Below are 14,582 nucleotides of genomic sequence, written 5' to 3'. Positions count from 1 at the left end.
GTCGCTGCGGTCAAATTCAGTGTATTGGTCTTAGCTATATTTTCGATTCAAATTCTTAGTTTTGATTAAACCAATTCACTCGCTTGGCCTCTGGCCACCGACTCGCTTCGCGGTCGTTGCCTCGCTCCCTATGGGTCGCTGCGGCAGGGATACGAAGGGCGTTAGTCCGGCCTTGCCGGATGAGCGCGAATGCGCGAACCCGTAGTAGCCCGATCCGAGCTTTGCTCGGAGCCGCCCAAATCATCCGTAGGAGTTCCAACAAACAAGCGTGGGAACTCCTACAATGGAGTGATTTAAAGTGGTTCTGAAAATGTCTTGTGAGCGAAAGTAAAAAGGCTATTTTGACCAAAACTCTAAATGAAACTTCGCCGCTCTCTTAATCTTTACGATTCCATTTCTCTCATGTTCAGCTCTATGGTGGGACCGGGTGTGTTCATTACTACTGGCTATATACTGACCCAAACCGCTAATCCGAATTGGACGCTTCTTTGTTGGATCTTGGGCGGATTCTTGGCTATCGCGGGGGCTATGAGTTATGCGAAATCGGCAAGCATCTTTCCATATGCGGGGGGAGATTACGTTTATCTAAAGGAGGCCTACTCCCCTATCGTCGCGTTCTCAAGTGGGTGGTTATCTTTGTCGGTAAATTTTTCGGCCTCTATCTCTCTTTCTGCGATAGCATTCTCCAAATCGTTTTTGACTTTGTTCAGTCCTAGTTGGGACATTTATTTCTTAGAATCCAAGTTCCTGGGAATCACATTCTCGTTGGGGGTGGCTCAGATTCTGGGGATCTCTACGATCTTATTTTTCACTATTGTGAACTTTTTCGGGATCGGGCTCGCCTCCCGTATACAGAATTTTTTCACCACTTTCAAAATTTTAGGCCTGGTAGCCTTTGTGACACTGGGTTTTACTATAGGAAATTATAATATTCAAAATTTTGAATCTTTTTCCCTGATCCCCTCCGACCTTCATGGATGGAATCTTTTACTTGCAGGCGCCATACCGGTCACTTTCTCCTATTTGGGCTGGAATATGATCACCTACGTCGCAGAGGAAGTAAAAGATCCTGAAAAAAATATTTACAAATCGGTATTCGTCTCCTGCACTTTGGTTACTCTTCTTTATGTTCTCATTAATTTTTTATACTTAAGTTCTGCCCCTGTTCAATTTTTGGCAGGGGACGAAAAGATCGGCGTAACCGCTTCCGGATTCTTATTCGGAAACGGAGTAAATATCCTGATCACAGCGTTTATTTGTTGGGTCTTTTTAGGTGGAATTTCCGCCTATATCATCGGTGGCTCCAGGATCTATTTTGCAATGGCGAGAGATGGGTTCTTTTTTCCGAGCATGGCAAAATTACATCCTAAATATCATAGCCCTTACAAATCTTTGATCTTTCAATTTTTGTATGCTTGTCTTTTCTGTTTTGTAAAAGAGATCGAATCCCTTTTATATCTGATAACATGCTCGACCCTATTGTTAGCAACGATCACTGCTTATACACCGATTATTTTCGAGAAGAGACATTTAAAGAACGAATTTAAGATCCCAGGTTATCCTTATTCAACCTATCTTTACATTCTTTCTAATATTCTAATCATTGCAACTTTACTATATAATAAAAGTGCAGAAGCTCTTTGGGGATTTGGGTTCACCCTATTTTCCGTTCCATTATATTATTATTTCAAACTTTCTAAAAAATCTCAACCGGTCCCATTCGACGCCATTTCCGAACCGGAGTTGGAAGCCGGCGGCTTAAGTTTACTTCCTGAGAACGAACCTGTCCCGGTAGGCAGCGGTGATCCCGCTTAAGTTTCCGCCTTGGAACTTTCTCCCAAAAACAAACTTAGGCTTCATAGATATTTAGGAATCTTTTCCTTAAGTTTTCTATTTTTTCGTCCTTTTATTATTCTATTCCAATTTCCTGATATTCAAAATTTTGAATACTTTTCTGCGAATATCGGAAGAACCGGGGCTATCTTCGGAGTTCTTGCATTTATCACAGGAGGAGGTTTAGGGAAATATTTGGATGAGAAAAAAGCAAGAGTAGCGGAAATTCATACCATCTTAATGCTCGCAGGTTTAATGATGCAGGTACCAGTACTTGCAGAAGTGAAAATTCTTTTAATCCCGAACCTGATCTCCTATTTAGGCTGCGGTCTCTTATTCTGTGGATGGATCCTCGGAAGAAAGGTTTTCAAGAACAGAAAAAGAATTCTTCCTTTTTGATCCTGTCCATTCCAATCTTTAGAGTTTAGTAATTTTTATGAATTAGAAAGTATATTCTTACGGAAAGAATATGCAAACTGAGAGATGTCCGCTTCCTTCCAACGATTCTTGTCGTAGTTTATATTGATCGCCATTCTATTTTCGTAAGTTGTCACAGTTGTAAATACCGTTTGGGTCAAAGCCGGATGGACCGTAAAGGAAAGCTCTTTTACCTTTATTTCATCCGATGCCAAAACAGGAATAACTCCGACGTTACTCAGCAAGCTAGATTGAGGATTTCGGTTCATCAACAATTGAAAAAGTTTTAGCCCGTCTTCTTTTTCCAAAAATTGTTCCGAAGGAGGAAGTAATTCGTAAAATGCTCTCCCTTCTCTTCTTCCTATTCGGGCTCTCACATCGTTCATGATGGCTTTTGCCTTTATATCAAAAGGATCTCTGATATTTACTGGAGTAGTGAATAGAGAAATATAGAGCCCTAATGCAGAATCAGGCACAGGATGACTTAAATGGGGTCTTAGATCCGCCGGTGTAGAAAGATATAATACTCCCTCTTGCCCTTTGTCGAAAAAATCCGCAAGTGCCGTTACCTGAGCTGCACCCAAGATCCCGTGAAAGGAAATCCTTTTTTGTTTAGAAGTTTTTAGGAGGGAATCAACATCTTCTTCTTCCAAATAGAAACTGATGATCTCTGGATCTTGCTCCTCTTTTTTACGAGAGAATTGAGCGATAGTAAGCGGTTTTTCCGGTTTAGGCTCACCTTTGTACAATTCTTCCGCCGGATATAATTCCATTAGAGAGGAATATTCGGAACCTTCTTCGATTCCATCGGTTTCCCCCGTACTTGCTCTAAGTACATCTAAAAGAAATCTGCAACCTGATCTTCCGTCTCCGATACTATGATGAAAGATGACTCCGATCGCAAATTTAGAATTTCCGGAAGTGTATAAGATAGTTCTGATTAAAGGAGAATCTCCTAATTCGAAAAGTCGGATAGTTTCTTTGGCCAATTTGGATTTCCAGTCAGGAGAATAATAATCTTTTTGGATCGGGATTTTTTTATCCGAGGTTGCAAAGTATAAATGAGAATCTTGTCCTGCTTGCTTCAAGATCTGAACCTTAGCTAACGCATGTTTGTTTTGGATAAGGTCCAGAGCTTTTCTCAAACTTTCTTCGGAGAAAGAACCTTCTCCTTCCGCCATTACGCAAAAGTTCATAGAGGAGGCACGGTCATATAACCAGAAATTTGCCTCCGCTTGGTCTAAGGATCGAATAAATTGGCCTTGTGGTCTTTCAGATTCTTTTAAATTTTGCATGCTATTTCCGACTTCAATGTACTAGGCCGGAATCGCAATACCATCCAATTCTTCTTTTTGGTAACGATTCGCCCTTGTCATACTTTCAAAGTCGTTAAAACGAATTCCATATTTTTTTAAGAACGGTTTTACTTTAGGAGCTACCGCTTGTCGTAGATAGAACGGCTGTGTTACCACAAAATGATGGATCCCATGAGTTGCTCCGAAGTTAAAACAGAACAAATGTAGAGGTAATATCCACCATGAGTCCAATACCTGGGTCTGCTGATATAAACTCTTCACATCTCCGTAATAATGCATATTAGAAGAAACGATCTGTATTGCGGATTGCCTGAGCCAACAAGGTATCAAATATACTACTGCTGCAGTATTTAAGAAATTATGAATATAAGCTGTCGTTCCGGCCTCTTGTATTGGACTTCCTAATGCCCAATTGATCAAAGAGATCATTCCCCAGATCAAAAAAGAGTACCAAAGGAGAAGATATACTAAACGATAAGGTCCCTTGATCGGTTTGGCTTTTATTTTTGCAAGATAACGGATCGCGTCCTTTCTGATCTTAGGTCCCTGCAAAACGACAGCCATGATAGGATCGATCATCACAAGTATTCGTTTGATCCCCCAAGGCATTCCATTACTGATAAACCTTTCTTCTATATCTTCTATGTTCCCAGAAAGTTTATGATGAAGAAGATGGATCTCTTTTCTGAACCAAGGATTGACTGTATTCGCACGGAATAGCCAAACGATCCAAAACAGAAAATTCTGCATCTTCGGATTTTCTTTAAAATAAATACTATGGATCAGGTCATGCTCCATCTCATGAAGAAAGGAAGCCAAGATCCCGTTCCCGATAATACAAGCCCAGAATGGAATGACATCCATAACATATAAACTTCCCAATAGGATCATTCCCGAGGCAGAACCTATGGTGATCCCGAATCCGATCGTATTTTGGTATTTCAAGAAAGAGAAACGTTTTCTGAGTTTAGAATCCGAACGACGGATCCATTTAATGATACGTTTAGTTTTTTCTTTTTCGGTAAATCGATCCGAAATGTTTTTTCGCTCAAGGGTCAAGGAACTCATATCCACTCCGCTGTAACTGATAAGTGGAATTATACCCATGATCTCAGATCCGTCGTTCCATTCTATAAACCGAAACCGCAGGATCGGTTTCAATTGATAGGATGGGACCGTTATTTAAGAATTTTTCTCCCTAAATTCGGATGGAGGAACTCCAACTTCTTTCTGAAACGCCCTATGAAAGGAAGTTTTGCTCCTAAATCCCACCTCGTAAGCGATGTCCAGGATGGAAGAATCCTTGTTTTTGGAAAGTAGTTCGCAGGCCTCCCGGATCCTATACTCATTCACAAATGCGGAAAAATTTTTGCCCATCTCTTGGTTGATCAATTCCGAAAGCTGGTGAGAAGAAAGCCCTAACTCGTCCGCAAGACTTGCCAAACTTAAGTCTTCGTCTTTGTATAGTTTTTCAACTTCCATAGATTGTAACAAATTTTCCCTGAGAGTGGCGATATCCATTCCCTGCAATAAGGAACGGGAATATTTTTGGAAAGTGACCCTTGCGACCTCTTGCAGATTTTGGAAATAAGCAGGGTATCTTCTACCGATTAGATAAGAAACACAAAGACTTAAGGCCATCATAGAAGCACTGATCAACAGAAAAAGAGGCTCCTTATCTATCAGAAAAAATGCACCTACCGAATGATTTGCGATTGTGGCAAGAATGATATAGAGAAGCACTCTTGCAGTCCATTCTTCTTTCAAAACATTCGGTTTAAATAATATTCGACTCCCTCTCAATAATCCTGCGATATAAGCAGCGAGTATTAGTAGCGGGATCATAAAAAATAGATCGAATACGCTTCGTGTCTCCGAGAATGTTCTGATACCTTCGAAAATCGTATGCGAATCAGGCACAAAACTTATAAAATACAAAATCCAAATAATACCTGGCAGAATGGAATGTTTGGGACTTAAACCTAACGCTGATTTTTCAAATTCAGAATTCTGGATGATCTTATGAATGCCGTATAGGATCGGGCCTATAGTACCTAAAACAGGAATATGAAGTAGAACGATCCTAGGAAAAGAAGAAGAAAGCCCGAATACATAAACTAAACAAGTTCCTTGGAGTAAACCCAAGCATACGAACAATAAAGAAAGTAAACGATTGAGAGCGGTCTTTTTTTCTAGAATATTCTGTCCTACACACAGCAAGCCTCCTAGATACGTCCCAAAAATAGCAAAAGAAACTAAGATCCAGAAGACCGGAAATTGAGAAACTTGATCCGGAAATTGAATCTGAATATTAGGCATCCAAGGCTTTATCCACTATCCTTGCCGGTTGTCAACCTTCTGTAGGACCTCCAACAAGTGAAATTCTAATACGATTCCGAACGCAAGTTCGCTAAACAGGTCGCTCAGACTCTGAGACAAGCTATTCTTAAAAAAGCATAAAGTTTGACATCAAATTTAGAAAAACAAAAGACATAGAATCCGAAAAGTAGACTATATGGTCTACCCGATCTGGAGGATTTTATGAAATCGTATACTTATATCCAAACCGAAAAGAAAGGCCCTGTGTTTTGTATCGCGCTTAACCGTCCTGATGCCAGAAACGCTATGAATACAGAAATGATCATGGAATTAAGCGATGCTCTTACCGTTTATGAAGACGATCCAAGTTCCAGATGTGCGGTTTTATATGCGAACGGTCTTCATTTCACTTTCGGTCTGGAATTGGAAGATGTTGCAAAATCGATCATCGATCGAGGTAGAAGTTTTTTCCAAAAGGGAAATATCAATCCTTGGGATACGGGAGGAACAGGTAGAGTTCGAAAAAAACCTTTGATCACCGCTGTTCACGGTTTTTGCCTCACTTTAGGGATCGAATTAATGTTGGCTTCAGACATTGCACTCGCCGCAGAAAAGACAATGTTCGCCCAAATGGAAGTGCAAAGAGGGATTTTACCTTTCGGTGGAGCAACGATTCGATTCGTAAGAACTTCCGGTTGGGGAAATGCAATGAAATATATCCTAACGGGAGATACTTTCGATGCTTCTGAGGCTTATCGGATCGGACTCGTACAGGAAGTTTTATCTAAAAAGGAATTATTATCTAGAGCAATCGAACTTGCAGAAAAAATATCCGCGCAAGCCCCGAAAGCTATAGACGCAGTTCTAACAAACGCACGAAAGGCAATTGAAGTGGGAGACTTAGAGGCAATAGACGATCTTGTATCTTTGGTAACCGATTGTTTAAAATCGGAGGACGGTCAAGAAGGTATCCGTTCTTTATTGGAAAAAAGAACCGCTGTTTTCAAAGGAAAATAGTATTTTAAATTTTCCGAATATAGTAGTTTGGCATAAGATATATTTTTAGTTTGCACTTTTAACGAACGATATTCGGACATAACGAATTCTACTTGCCTTCGTGCATGTTTCTTCGAGTTTAGCAAGATCCGAGGGATCAAAAATGGATTTTAGCCTAAGTTCCGATGAACAAGAGTTCACAGAATCGTTTCGTAATTTTTGTAAAAAGGAGATCCATCCTTTTGCAGAAGAAGCCGACAAAACAAAGGAACTTCCCAGATCTCATTATATCAAACTGGGAGAAGCAGGCTATTTAGGTCTTTTACATGAAGAAGAATTCGGGGGACAAGGTGCGGGTGTTTTTTTAAGCACCTTGGCTATGGAAATTGTTTCCGAATACTGCGGTTCTACTTTTTTCAGTGCTGGAGCTTCCGCGGGTTTATTCGGACTTCCTATTAAACATTTCGGGACCCCCGAACAAAAGAAAAAATATCTTCCGGACATTATTTCCGGAAAGACCATCGGCTCCTTGGGAGTAACCGAGCCTGACGGAGGTTCTGATGTTTCCGGACTTTCCTCTCTTGCTAAGAAATCCGGAAAAGATCGTTATCTTCTTTCCGGTCAGAAAACCTATATAACCAATGCGCCTAACGCGGATTATTGCTTGGTCCTCGCCAGAACTCAAGACGAATCCGGAAAAGAAAAAGGACTCACTCATTTTATCGTCGATCTTCATTCCGAGGGTGTCTCCAGATCCGCCGCGATGGATAAAATGGGTCTAAAAGCATCTCCGACAGGCGCATTATTCTTTGAAGATGTAGAAGTTCCGGAAGAAAATATTCTAGGTAAACTAGGAAAAGGTTTTAGGCAAACCATGCAGACCTTCAATGCGGAAAGACTGTCGTTGGCAGCATATTCCTTGGGAGTTATGAAGGCTTGTTTAGACGAATCTAAATCTTTTTCCGCATCCCGCAAAAGTTTCGGCAAATCCATTTACCAACACCAAGGTGTTGCCTTCATGCTCGCGGAAATTTATTCCAAATATGAGGCGGCAAAATGGCTCACTTATAACACCGCTTGGGAAATGGAAAAAATAGAATCGGAAGGAAAACCGAGCATGAGTCTTTCGGGGAAATGCGCTGCATGTAAATTATTCGCAACCACCGCAGCGAGAGAAGTTACGAATCTGGCGGTCCAAATCCACGGCGGCGCAGGCTATATGGATGAATACAAAGTTTCCCGTTTATACAGAGACACACGCTTAGGAGAGATTGGCGGAGGAACAAGCGAGATCCAAAAATTGATCATATCCGGAAGCATCATGAAAGAATCTTAATGTACTTCCGAAAGTTCGGGTCCCAATTTTTCTTCCAAATATTTATGGATCTCGGGATCGTTATCCTCGATTAATTGCCAAAAAGAAAATCCGCGGATCTTATACTTATCCAATATTTTCATTTTTTTCTCGAAAGCGCTTCTGTTCATATAGAATGCGACGCGGTCACAACCTCCCATCCTATACCAGAGTGAAGGATCGGAATATACATGACCTTGGTGTCTATATAAGTAGGGCCTGAGATAGGTCCAATCCGCTGCCTTAGGCTGTGTTTTAAAAATTTCTAATACGTCTGTCGGCTCTTCTTTTCTCGGGGCCATTTTGTCCCTGATCCATTTCGCCCTGGAATAGTAGACGGATTTTGTCTCGGCTTGGCAATGTAATGCCCAATCGTATCCGTAAGTCGGGATTGCCATGTATAGTTTTTCGTTAGGAATACGAGCAACTGCGTATTCCAAAATTTTATCTATCCACCAATCCGGAGCCTGAGGCCCTGGACCGGGAAAACCTTGTTTGCGAGGATGGAGCTCATAGGCCATAATTTTGACCTTGTCTGCGACCTTTCCCAAAAACTCGTAGTCATGGGTCAATTGTCCTCGGTAAGCCTCGTAAAAATCGACTTGGATCGGAGACTTCAAACCTTTGCAGGGATATACGGAAGATTTTTCAGCGACTGTCTTAGGATGAATGGCAACAGATAGGATCTTTCCCTTTTTGTGAAGTTCGTCGCGAAGAAGTATTAAAAATTCCTGAAATACTTCCTTCTTCTCGCAGGTCATTCCTTCGTAGTCTATGTCTATTCCATCATATCCGTAGGTATCTATTTCCTTAAGTATGTTTTGGATGTGAAGATCTCTAACCTTAGTATTCCCATTCAGTCCGATCGCATCCGAGACTTTTTCGAAATCGTTTTCCCAACGAAAGATGGTAGGAATGATCAATGTTCTCGGAGACATTAGCCTTAACCAACGGATCCTTTCGTCAATCTCGTCCTTCTTCCAGACGGAAAGTATGCGACCAGTGTTACTGCGTCCGCCTTCGAGATTATATAGAAACGGATGTATCTCATCGTAGAGATGAACATACTTCATCATTGCATAAAAATCTTGGGACCAGGTGGAAGCATACAGCCTTTCGACAGGCGGTGGTGTTTGCGGACTTGCGTCATTCTTCCTGTCGTTTCCGGAAAAAAAACAAGCAGGCAGAATCAGAGAAATCAACAAAAGAAGTAATGGATATATGATTTTGTTCGAGAGCATTTCGGAGGATTCTACAATGACAAGATCCCGAATCCTCCGAAATGAGATAGAAAAATTCTTTTCAAAAAGAACGGTTTTAATCCTCTTTTGTCTCCTTTGTACCTTTAATTCAGGACTTTTTTTGTCCCCATCTCTTATCCAGATGTTCCTTACATTCCGGAGATAGTTTATCGGAATTTTCCATCAAACAATCTCTGATCCTTCCCTGACCTTTCGGGATATCGTTACAGAATTTTTGCTTATCTTCAAAGCAAGGACTTCCAGGACCTCCCATTCTAGGCTTACCGGAACCCCCTCCCTGTGCGTAAACCGAAACACCCACTAACATCAGAAAGAACGGAAGAATCGACCAGTACATAAATCTACCTACCACTGTATAGAAGAGAACCTTAAATACGGTTTTGTCAATGATTCGAATCTTTTCGAAAATATTAATAATCGTTGATATTTCTCAGATACGTCATTCTTAAAATGTGAAGACGAAACGAGTTTGAAAGAGACTATCCAATACAGACTTACGATTTCCGAGGAGATAATATGAAAACCGTAAAGGGAAAGAGAATATTAATCACCGGCGCCGCAATGGGAATGGGAAAAATATACGCCGCACTTTCCGTACAAGAAAAGGCCGCTTCGTTAGTTCTTTGGGATCTAGACTCGAAAGCTCTAAGTGTTACCGAAAAAGATCTAAAATCGGACACTACTAAAATTTATACGGAAGTTGTGGATGTGTCCGATCGTGAAAAGATCCGAAAGGCCGCCTCCAAGATCGAGTCCCAACTGGGAGGTGTAGATATAATCATAAATAACGCGGGTATCGTAAGAGGAAAGTATTTCTGGGAACATGACCCTGAATCCGATATAGAAGCTACTATGTCGGTTAACGCTTTAGGTCCGATGTATATAACGAGATTTCTGCTCCCTAAAATGTTATCCGATAGATCCGGAGATTTTAGGATCGTAAACATTTCTTCTGCAGCCGGTTTACTCTCGAATCCTAAAATGAGTGTTTATTGCGCCTCCAAGTGGGCAGAAACAGGATGGAGCGACTCCTTACGATTGGAATTGCTCCAATCAGGTTATGGACATATCAAAGTTACTACGGTAAACCCTGCCTATATTTCTACGGGAATGTTCGAGGGAGTTAAAGGAATGTTGTTCACTCCCATACTTTCTCCCGAATATGTGACCTCGAAAGTTTGGAAAGCGATGAAAGAAGGAAAACCTAGACTACTTTTACCTTGGACAATATATCTTTCCAACGCATTAAGAGGAATACTTCCTTTACCCGTTTTTGACTGGATTGCGGATAAAATTTTCGGGGTTTATAGAACTATGGAAAACTTTAAAGGGAGAAACTGATCCTTACAAAATGGATCAGCCTTAAATAGACATTCCGTTTTTCTTGAGTATGTCCAAGGCGGTTTGTCTTAGGATCGGATGGACCACAAAATCTTCGGGATCCGGAGCTTTTCTTTCCGGTTCCGGATTTTTAAACTTATCGGGTCCGATCCACTGAGAAAGGGCCCATAACATTCTTTGGAAAATTTCGTCAATCCTTCTCTGATAACCCGCTTTCTTATAATATCCGTAAGCAAGTATCGGAAGCTTTTTATCGAACATAAAATGGTCACCCAAACGAATGAGCCCGTCTTTGTATTCCGTTTTCAGAAAACATTCCCTGGCTTTTCGAATATCTCCGTCGTTAAAGGCCTGGTTTCCCTGACGGATCAGTTCCATTCTTTCTTTAGGGTCCATACTTTTACTATCGTCAGGTTTTTGGATTTCGCAAGGCTTTTTACCTTCTTCTTTCATTCTGAAAACGGAAACGAAACAAAAAATCTTGTATAGTAGCCGAGTTCCCCATCATTTGTCTTTGTATGAGCACTTTAAAAGCGGGGTCCAAGGCCCCTAGTTTTACCACCCTGAACCAAGACGGGGAAAAGGTCTCTCTCAAGGATCTGGCCGGAAAAAAAGGTTTAGTATTATATTTTTATCCCAAGGATCAAACCCCGGGTTGTACTACCGAGGCTTGCGATTTTAGGGATAATTTCGCGAGACTCAAAAAAGAAGGCTATAATGTAGTAGGAGTCTCCAAGGATTCGGTTAAGTCCCACCAAAAATTCATCGAAAAACAAGAACTCAATTTTACTCTTCTCTCCGACGAGGACGGAAGTATCTGCGAGGCGTACGGGGTCTGGCAGTTGAAAAAGTTTATGGGAAGAGAATTTATGGGAATTCTCAGGACCACATTCCTGATCGGAACGGATCTTAAAATTTTAAAAGTATATCCTAAGGTAAGCGTGAAAGGCCACGTAGATGAGATACTAGGCGATATCAAGGCGTTGGGTAAAAAATGAAGATAGAAAGATCGAAAATCAATTTTAGCATCGGGAAGAACACTTCCAAAAATATTTATAAAGTAATCCCCGTTGTAAAAGACAATCTACCTAAAGAATTAGAGTCCAAATTTTCAGACCAGATCCGCTCCGGGATATTCTCCGCGGAATCCGGACAAAGTTTCATAGACGAATCGGAAAGGATCATCTACTTGGGGCTAGGGAATTCCAACAAAGTAAGTATCCGTTCCGTAGCTCAGGTATTCCTAGGGATCGGAGAAAAACTGCGTAAATGGGACTCAGTGGGCTTAGAGATCAAGCTCACCAGATTTTTGACCAAAACTCTTTCCCCCTCTTCCCTAGTATATCAGATCGCAAACTCGATAGATCTTGGCGCATTTCCAATCAACGCTTTAGCAAAAGATTATAAAGAAAAAAAAGGTAAGTTCGGGAATGTAAGTTTTGTATTAGAAGATCCTAATGCGGAAAAGTCAGCTAAAGTCGGTTTGGATAAATCAAGAGCAGTCAGTAAATATGTGAACGGCGCCAGATTTATCGCGCACCTTCCTGCAAATCATTTCACTCCTGAAGAATTCGTTTCTCGTTCCAAAGAGATCGCAAAAGAAGCAGGACTAAAGATCACAGTAATGGACGAACCCCAACTTAAAAAAGAAAAGATGGGCGGAATATTAGCCGTCTCTCAAGGTTCGGACAAAAAACCTAAGATGATTGTTTTGGAATATAATCCTCCTAAAACAAAATCCAAAAAGAAATTAGCTTTAATCGGTAAAGGCCTTACATTCGATTCTGGCGGCATCAGCATCAAACCTGCACAAGACATGCACGAAATGAAATACGATATGTGCGGAGCTGCTGCAGTGATCCATGCAATCGGTGCGATTGCAGAATTAGGTATTTCTGTTCCGGTAATTGCAGCTATCGGGGTAGCGGAGAATATGCCGGATGCAGCCGCTCTAAAACCCGGAGATGTTTATACCGCCCATAATGGACTCACCGTAGAAGTCCAAAACACAGACGCAGAAGGTCGCCTCGTATTAGGAGATGTTCTTTCTTATATTGGAAAAAAATACAAACCGGATTATATGGTGGATCTTGCTACTTTAACGGGAGCAATCATCATCTCCTTGGGCCATGAGGCTGCAGGAGTGATGAGTAACTCCGATAAACTGCGAGGGCTTTTGGATGAAGCTTCCGCTTCTTCCGACGAAAGGACCTGGAACCTGCCTTTATGGGAAGAATACGGCGAAGATCTAAAGAGCGATATAGCAGATTTACGTAATATTGCAGGACGCCCCGGCGGAAGCCTTTCCGCAGCTAAATACCTGGAACGTTTTGTGGATCCGGAAATCGACTGGGCCCATATTGATATTGCAGGAACCGCTTGGCGAAAGAAAGCATCCGGAACCCAAATCGGAAATGGACCGAGTGGATACGGCGTGAGACTACTTGTTGACTTGGCTGAAAAGTTAGAAAAAAACCGGGGAGTTTAATCCCCGGCAATCTTCGATCCGCACCATAGAAAGACCGATCGGTTTCTACCGTTCTGGGGTTACCGGTCTTCCTCTTCCATATTTATATTTCCGAATACCGCAAACGAAGGCACGGTATATTGTTTTAAGTAAGTAAAGTCCGATTGTTTTGTATACAGATTGGAATCGTCTATGGAACCGGGCGGTAAAGATGTATCATACAATGCTTGTGCTGCATGCATTTCGGTTCTGCTTGGTTCGAATACACTTCCGGTCAACATAGGAAACATTAGATCTTTTGGGTCTTGAGAATGTTGTAATCCAAGACAATGCCCAACTTCATGAGCAACAGTTGCAATGATATATTCTTTTATGTCGATAGTACTACCTTCCAGCCTCATCGCGTCCGCAGTTGCCTTGATCCTATCTTTAAAAATAAAAATGACACTGTTTTCGATATTAGTAGTTGCGCTAATAGAACAAGCCGCAAGATAAAACGGATTGGAAGAGAATAGCTGGCAGTTTTTTACATTCTTTTGAGAAATACCTTCTACATGGCATTTACCTGATTCAGTAAATGCGATCGTGTTTCTCATTCTATCCACTCTGGTTTTGGCAGGATACACATCTATGCCAAGACCCCATTTTTGAGCGGCCGATTTTGTAAGTTGAAGTCCGCCTTTCATCTCTTCTCCGTACGCGATCCAGAGAAGTTGTTTTTCCTCCCAAGTGAGATCGCTGGATGGATTTCCCATTTGGGCACATTGTGAAAATATGACAAGGCATAGTACGGATAGAGCTAAAGATACCCTCATTATTTTTCCCCAGAAAATATCCGATTTCAGAGTTTTTGTTTTTTGAAAACGGATCCGACGAACAAAGAATTAGCTTTTTGTAATGTATCTTTAAATTTTCTCTATCGCGGGATCGATCATCGCGAGGGAGTTTTTTCTTTTTTATTTGGGTTTGTTTGCTCAACAAATCCCCGGTTCTAAACATTATGACGAAGCAGTTACAGAAATTTGCACCAAAAATTTTATTTTCAGAAAATTATATTAAATAAATCGAATGTTATATTTATTTCAGCATGAGAATCTTTTTGAGAAGCGGACGCAAATAAATATACTCACTTCAGGTTAGTAAATTTATTTCAAAATTTTTTCTAAACGTTCCGATCTATATTTTAAATTTCTTTATACCGAAAGATTTATTTTCTATCTGGAAATTTCTTTCTAAGCTCCTCTATTTGAGAAGACCTCGCAAGTAATTCAAGTAGG

General features: G+C 41.1%; 14 protein-coding genes. 7 read left to right on the top strand and 7 right to left on the bottom strand.

The window, feature by feature from the left end; all coding sequences use genetic code 11:
* Nucleotides 1–357 precede the first annotated feature (357 nt).
* Both LEP1GSC185_RS08045 and LEP1GSC185_RS08040 read left to right on the top strand, forming a co-directional pair.
* A complete protein-coding gene (locus LEP1GSC185_RS08045; RefSeq protein ID WP_008594719.1) occupies nucleotides 358–1,815 on the top strand; it encodes an APC family permease in 1,458 nt (485 codons plus the stop codon).
* 9 nt (nucleotides 1,816–1,824) lie between these two features.
* Nucleotides 1,825–2,232 (top strand): hypothetical protein, encoded by a 408-nt coding sequence (locus tag LEP1GSC185_RS08040; RefSeq protein WP_008595452.1) that lies wholly within the window; start codon nucleotides 1,825–1,827, stop codon nucleotides 2,230–2,232.
* Nucleotides 2,233–2,267: 35 nt separating this feature from the next.
* Here the strand turns inward: LEP1GSC185_RS08040 and LEP1GSC185_RS08035 are convergent, their stop codons facing one another.
* The 3 genes from LEP1GSC185_RS08035 to LEP1GSC185_RS08025 form a co-directional block, all read right to left on the bottom strand.
* Entirely contained in the window at nucleotides 2,268–3,545 is a 1,278-nt protein-coding gene (locus tag LEP1GSC185_RS08035; RefSeq protein ID WP_008594310.1) for a phthiocerol/phthiodiolone dimycocerosyl transferase family protein, read from the bottom strand.
* Nucleotides 3,546–3,566: 21 nt separating this feature from the next.
* Entirely contained in the window at nucleotides 3,567–4,634 is a 1,068-nt protein-coding gene (locus LEP1GSC185_RS08030; protein ID WP_024863941.1) for a fatty acid desaturase, read from the bottom strand.
* A gap of 114 nt (nucleotides 4,635–4,748) precedes the next feature.
* Nucleotides 4,749–5,885: a helix-turn-helix domain-containing protein gene (locus LEP1GSC185_RS08025; protein ID WP_008593488.1), complete on the bottom strand. Its 1,137-nt coding sequence runs from the start codon at nucleotides 5,883–5,885 to the stop codon at nucleotides 4,749–4,751.
* 222 nt (nucleotides 5,886–6,107) lie between these two features.
* Here LEP1GSC185_RS08025 and LEP1GSC185_RS08020 point away from each other — a divergent pair, with 222 nt between their 5' ends.
* Together LEP1GSC185_RS08020 and LEP1GSC185_RS08015 are read left to right on the top strand one after the other, a co-directional pair.
* The gene (locus tag LEP1GSC185_RS08020) at nucleotides 6,108–6,902 is read left to right on the top strand and encodes a crotonase/enoyl-CoA hydratase family protein (RefSeq protein WP_008595797.1); all 795 of its coding nucleotides are present in this window, start codon (nucleotides 6,108–6,110) and stop codon (nucleotides 6,900–6,902) included.
* A 142-nt stretch (nucleotides 6,903–7,044) separates the two neighbouring features.
* The gene (locus LEP1GSC185_RS08015; RefSeq protein ID WP_008594613.1) at nucleotides 7,045–8,217 is read left to right on the top strand and encodes an acyl-CoA dehydrogenase family protein; all 1,173 of its coding nucleotides are present in this window, start codon (nucleotides 7,045–7,047) and stop codon (nucleotides 8,215–8,217) included.
* Here the strand turns inward: LEP1GSC185_RS08015 and LEP1GSC185_RS08010 are convergent.
* Nucleotides 8,214–9,476: a glycosyl hydrolase family 18 protein gene (locus tag LEP1GSC185_RS08010; RefSeq protein WP_008594523.1), complete on the bottom strand. Its 1,263-nt coding sequence runs from the start codon at nucleotides 9,474–9,476 to the stop codon at nucleotides 8,214–8,216. The genes LEP1GSC185_RS08015 and LEP1GSC185_RS08010 overlap by 4 nt on opposite strands.
* A gap of 109 nt (nucleotides 9,477–9,585) precedes the next feature.
* On the bottom strand, nucleotides 9,586–9,834 hold the full coding sequence (locus LEP1GSC185_RS08005) for a cysteine rich repeat-containing protein (RefSeq protein WP_008595613.1): 249 nt from the start codon (nucleotides 9,832–9,834) through the stop codon (nucleotides 9,586–9,588).
* A 179-nt stretch (nucleotides 9,835–10,013) separates the two neighbouring features.
* Between LEP1GSC185_RS08005 and LEP1GSC185_RS08000 the strand changes: the two genes are divergently transcribed.
* Nucleotides 10,014–10,838 (top strand): SDR family oxidoreductase, encoded by an 825-nt coding sequence (locus tag LEP1GSC185_RS08000; RefSeq protein WP_008594217.1) that lies wholly within the window; start codon nucleotides 10,014–10,016, stop codon nucleotides 10,836–10,838.
* A gap of 21 nt (nucleotides 10,839–10,859) precedes the next feature.
* Here the strand turns inward: LEP1GSC185_RS08000 and LEP1GSC185_RS07995 are convergent, their stop codons facing one another.
* A complete protein-coding gene (locus LEP1GSC185_RS07995) occupies nucleotides 10,860–11,291 on the bottom strand; it encodes a hypothetical protein (protein ID WP_008594228.1) in 432 nt (143 codons plus the stop codon).
* Between the two features lie 65 nt (nucleotides 11,292–11,356).
* On the opposite strand from LEP1GSC185_RS07995, the gene bcp reads away from it, so the two are divergent.
* Both bcp and LEP1GSC185_RS07985 read left to right on the top strand, forming a co-directional pair.
* The gene (bcp, locus tag LEP1GSC185_RS07990) at nucleotides 11,357–11,836 is read left to right on the top strand and encodes a thioredoxin-dependent thiol peroxidase (protein ID WP_008593784.1); all 480 of its coding nucleotides are present in this window, start codon (nucleotides 11,357–11,359) and stop codon (nucleotides 11,834–11,836) included.
* On the top strand, nucleotides 11,833–13,326 hold the full coding sequence (locus LEP1GSC185_RS07985) for a leucyl aminopeptidase (RefSeq protein ID WP_008594524.1): 1,494 nt from the start codon (nucleotides 11,833–11,835) through the stop codon (nucleotides 13,324–13,326). Before bcp ends, LEP1GSC185_RS07985 begins: the two co-directional genes overlap by 4 nt.
* A 59-nt stretch (nucleotides 13,327–13,385) precedes the next feature.
* On the opposite strand, the gene LEP1GSC185_RS07980 is transcribed toward LEP1GSC185_RS07985, so the two are convergent.
* A complete protein-coding gene (locus LEP1GSC185_RS07980; protein ID WP_232298503.1) occupies nucleotides 13,386–14,120 on the bottom strand; it encodes a matrixin family metalloprotease in 735 nt (244 codons plus the stop codon).
* Between the last annotated feature and the right edge of the window lie 462 nt (nucleotides 14,121–14,582).

The sequence above is a fragment of the Leptospira licerasiae serovar Varillal str. VAR 010 genome (assembly GCF_000244755.1).
GTDB lineage: Bacteria > Spirochaetota > Leptospiria > Leptospirales > Leptospiraceae > Leptospira_B > Leptospira_B licerasiae.
This window is presented reverse-complemented; position numbering and strand designations above follow the sequence as displayed.

Excerpts from the sequence above, each read along its gene's own strand:
- LEP1GSC185_RS08045 (WP_008594719.1), top strand. The coding sequence starts at position 358 with ATGAAACTTCGCCGCTCTCTTAATCTTTACGATTCCATTTCTCTCATG.
- LEP1GSC185_RS08035 (WP_008594310.1), bottom strand. The coding sequence starts at position 3,545 with ATGCAAAATTTAAAAGAATCTGAAAGACCACAAGGCCAATTTATTCGA.
- LEP1GSC185_RS08030 (WP_024863941.1), bottom strand. The coding sequence starts at position 4,634 with ATGAGTTCCTTGACCCTTGAGCGAAAAAACATTTCGGATCGATTTACC.
- LEP1GSC185_RS08025 (WP_008593488.1), bottom strand. The coding sequence starts at position 5,885 with ATGCCTAATATTCAGATTCAATTTCCGGATCAAGTTTCTCAATTTCCG.
- LEP1GSC185_RS08020 (WP_008595797.1), top strand. The coding sequence starts at position 6,108 with ATGAAATCGTATACTTATATCCAAACCGAAAAGAAAGGCCCTGTGTTT.
- LEP1GSC185_RS08015 (WP_008594613.1), top strand. The coding sequence starts at position 7,045 with ATGGATTTTAGCCTAAGTTCCGATGAACAAGAGTTCACAGAATCGTTT.
- LEP1GSC185_RS08010 (WP_008594523.1), bottom strand. The coding sequence starts at position 9,476 with ATGCTCTCGAACAAAATCATATATCCATTACTTCTTTTGTTGATTTCT.
- LEP1GSC185_RS08005 (WP_008595613.1), bottom strand. The coding sequence starts at position 9,834 with ATGTACTGGTCGATTCTTCCGTTCTTTCTGATGTTAGTGGGTGTTTCG.
- LEP1GSC185_RS08000 (WP_008594217.1), top strand. The coding sequence starts at position 10,014 with ATGAAAACCGTAAAGGGAAAGAGAATATTAATCACCGGCGCCGCAATG.
- LEP1GSC185_RS07995 (WP_008594228.1), bottom strand. The coding sequence starts at position 11,291 with ATGAAAGAAGAAGGTAAAAAGCCTTGCGAAATCCAAAAACCTGACGAT.
- bcp (WP_008593784.1), top strand. The coding sequence starts at position 11,357 with ATGAGCACTTTAAAAGCGGGGTCCAAGGCCCCTAGTTTTACCACCCTG.
- LEP1GSC185_RS07985 (WP_008594524.1), top strand. The coding sequence starts at position 11,833 with ATGAAGATAGAAAGATCGAAAATCAATTTTAGCATCGGGAAGAACACT.
- LEP1GSC185_RS07980 (WP_232298503.1), bottom strand. The coding sequence starts at position 14,120 with ATGAGGGTATCTTTAGCTCTATCCGTACTATGCCTTGTCATATTTTCA.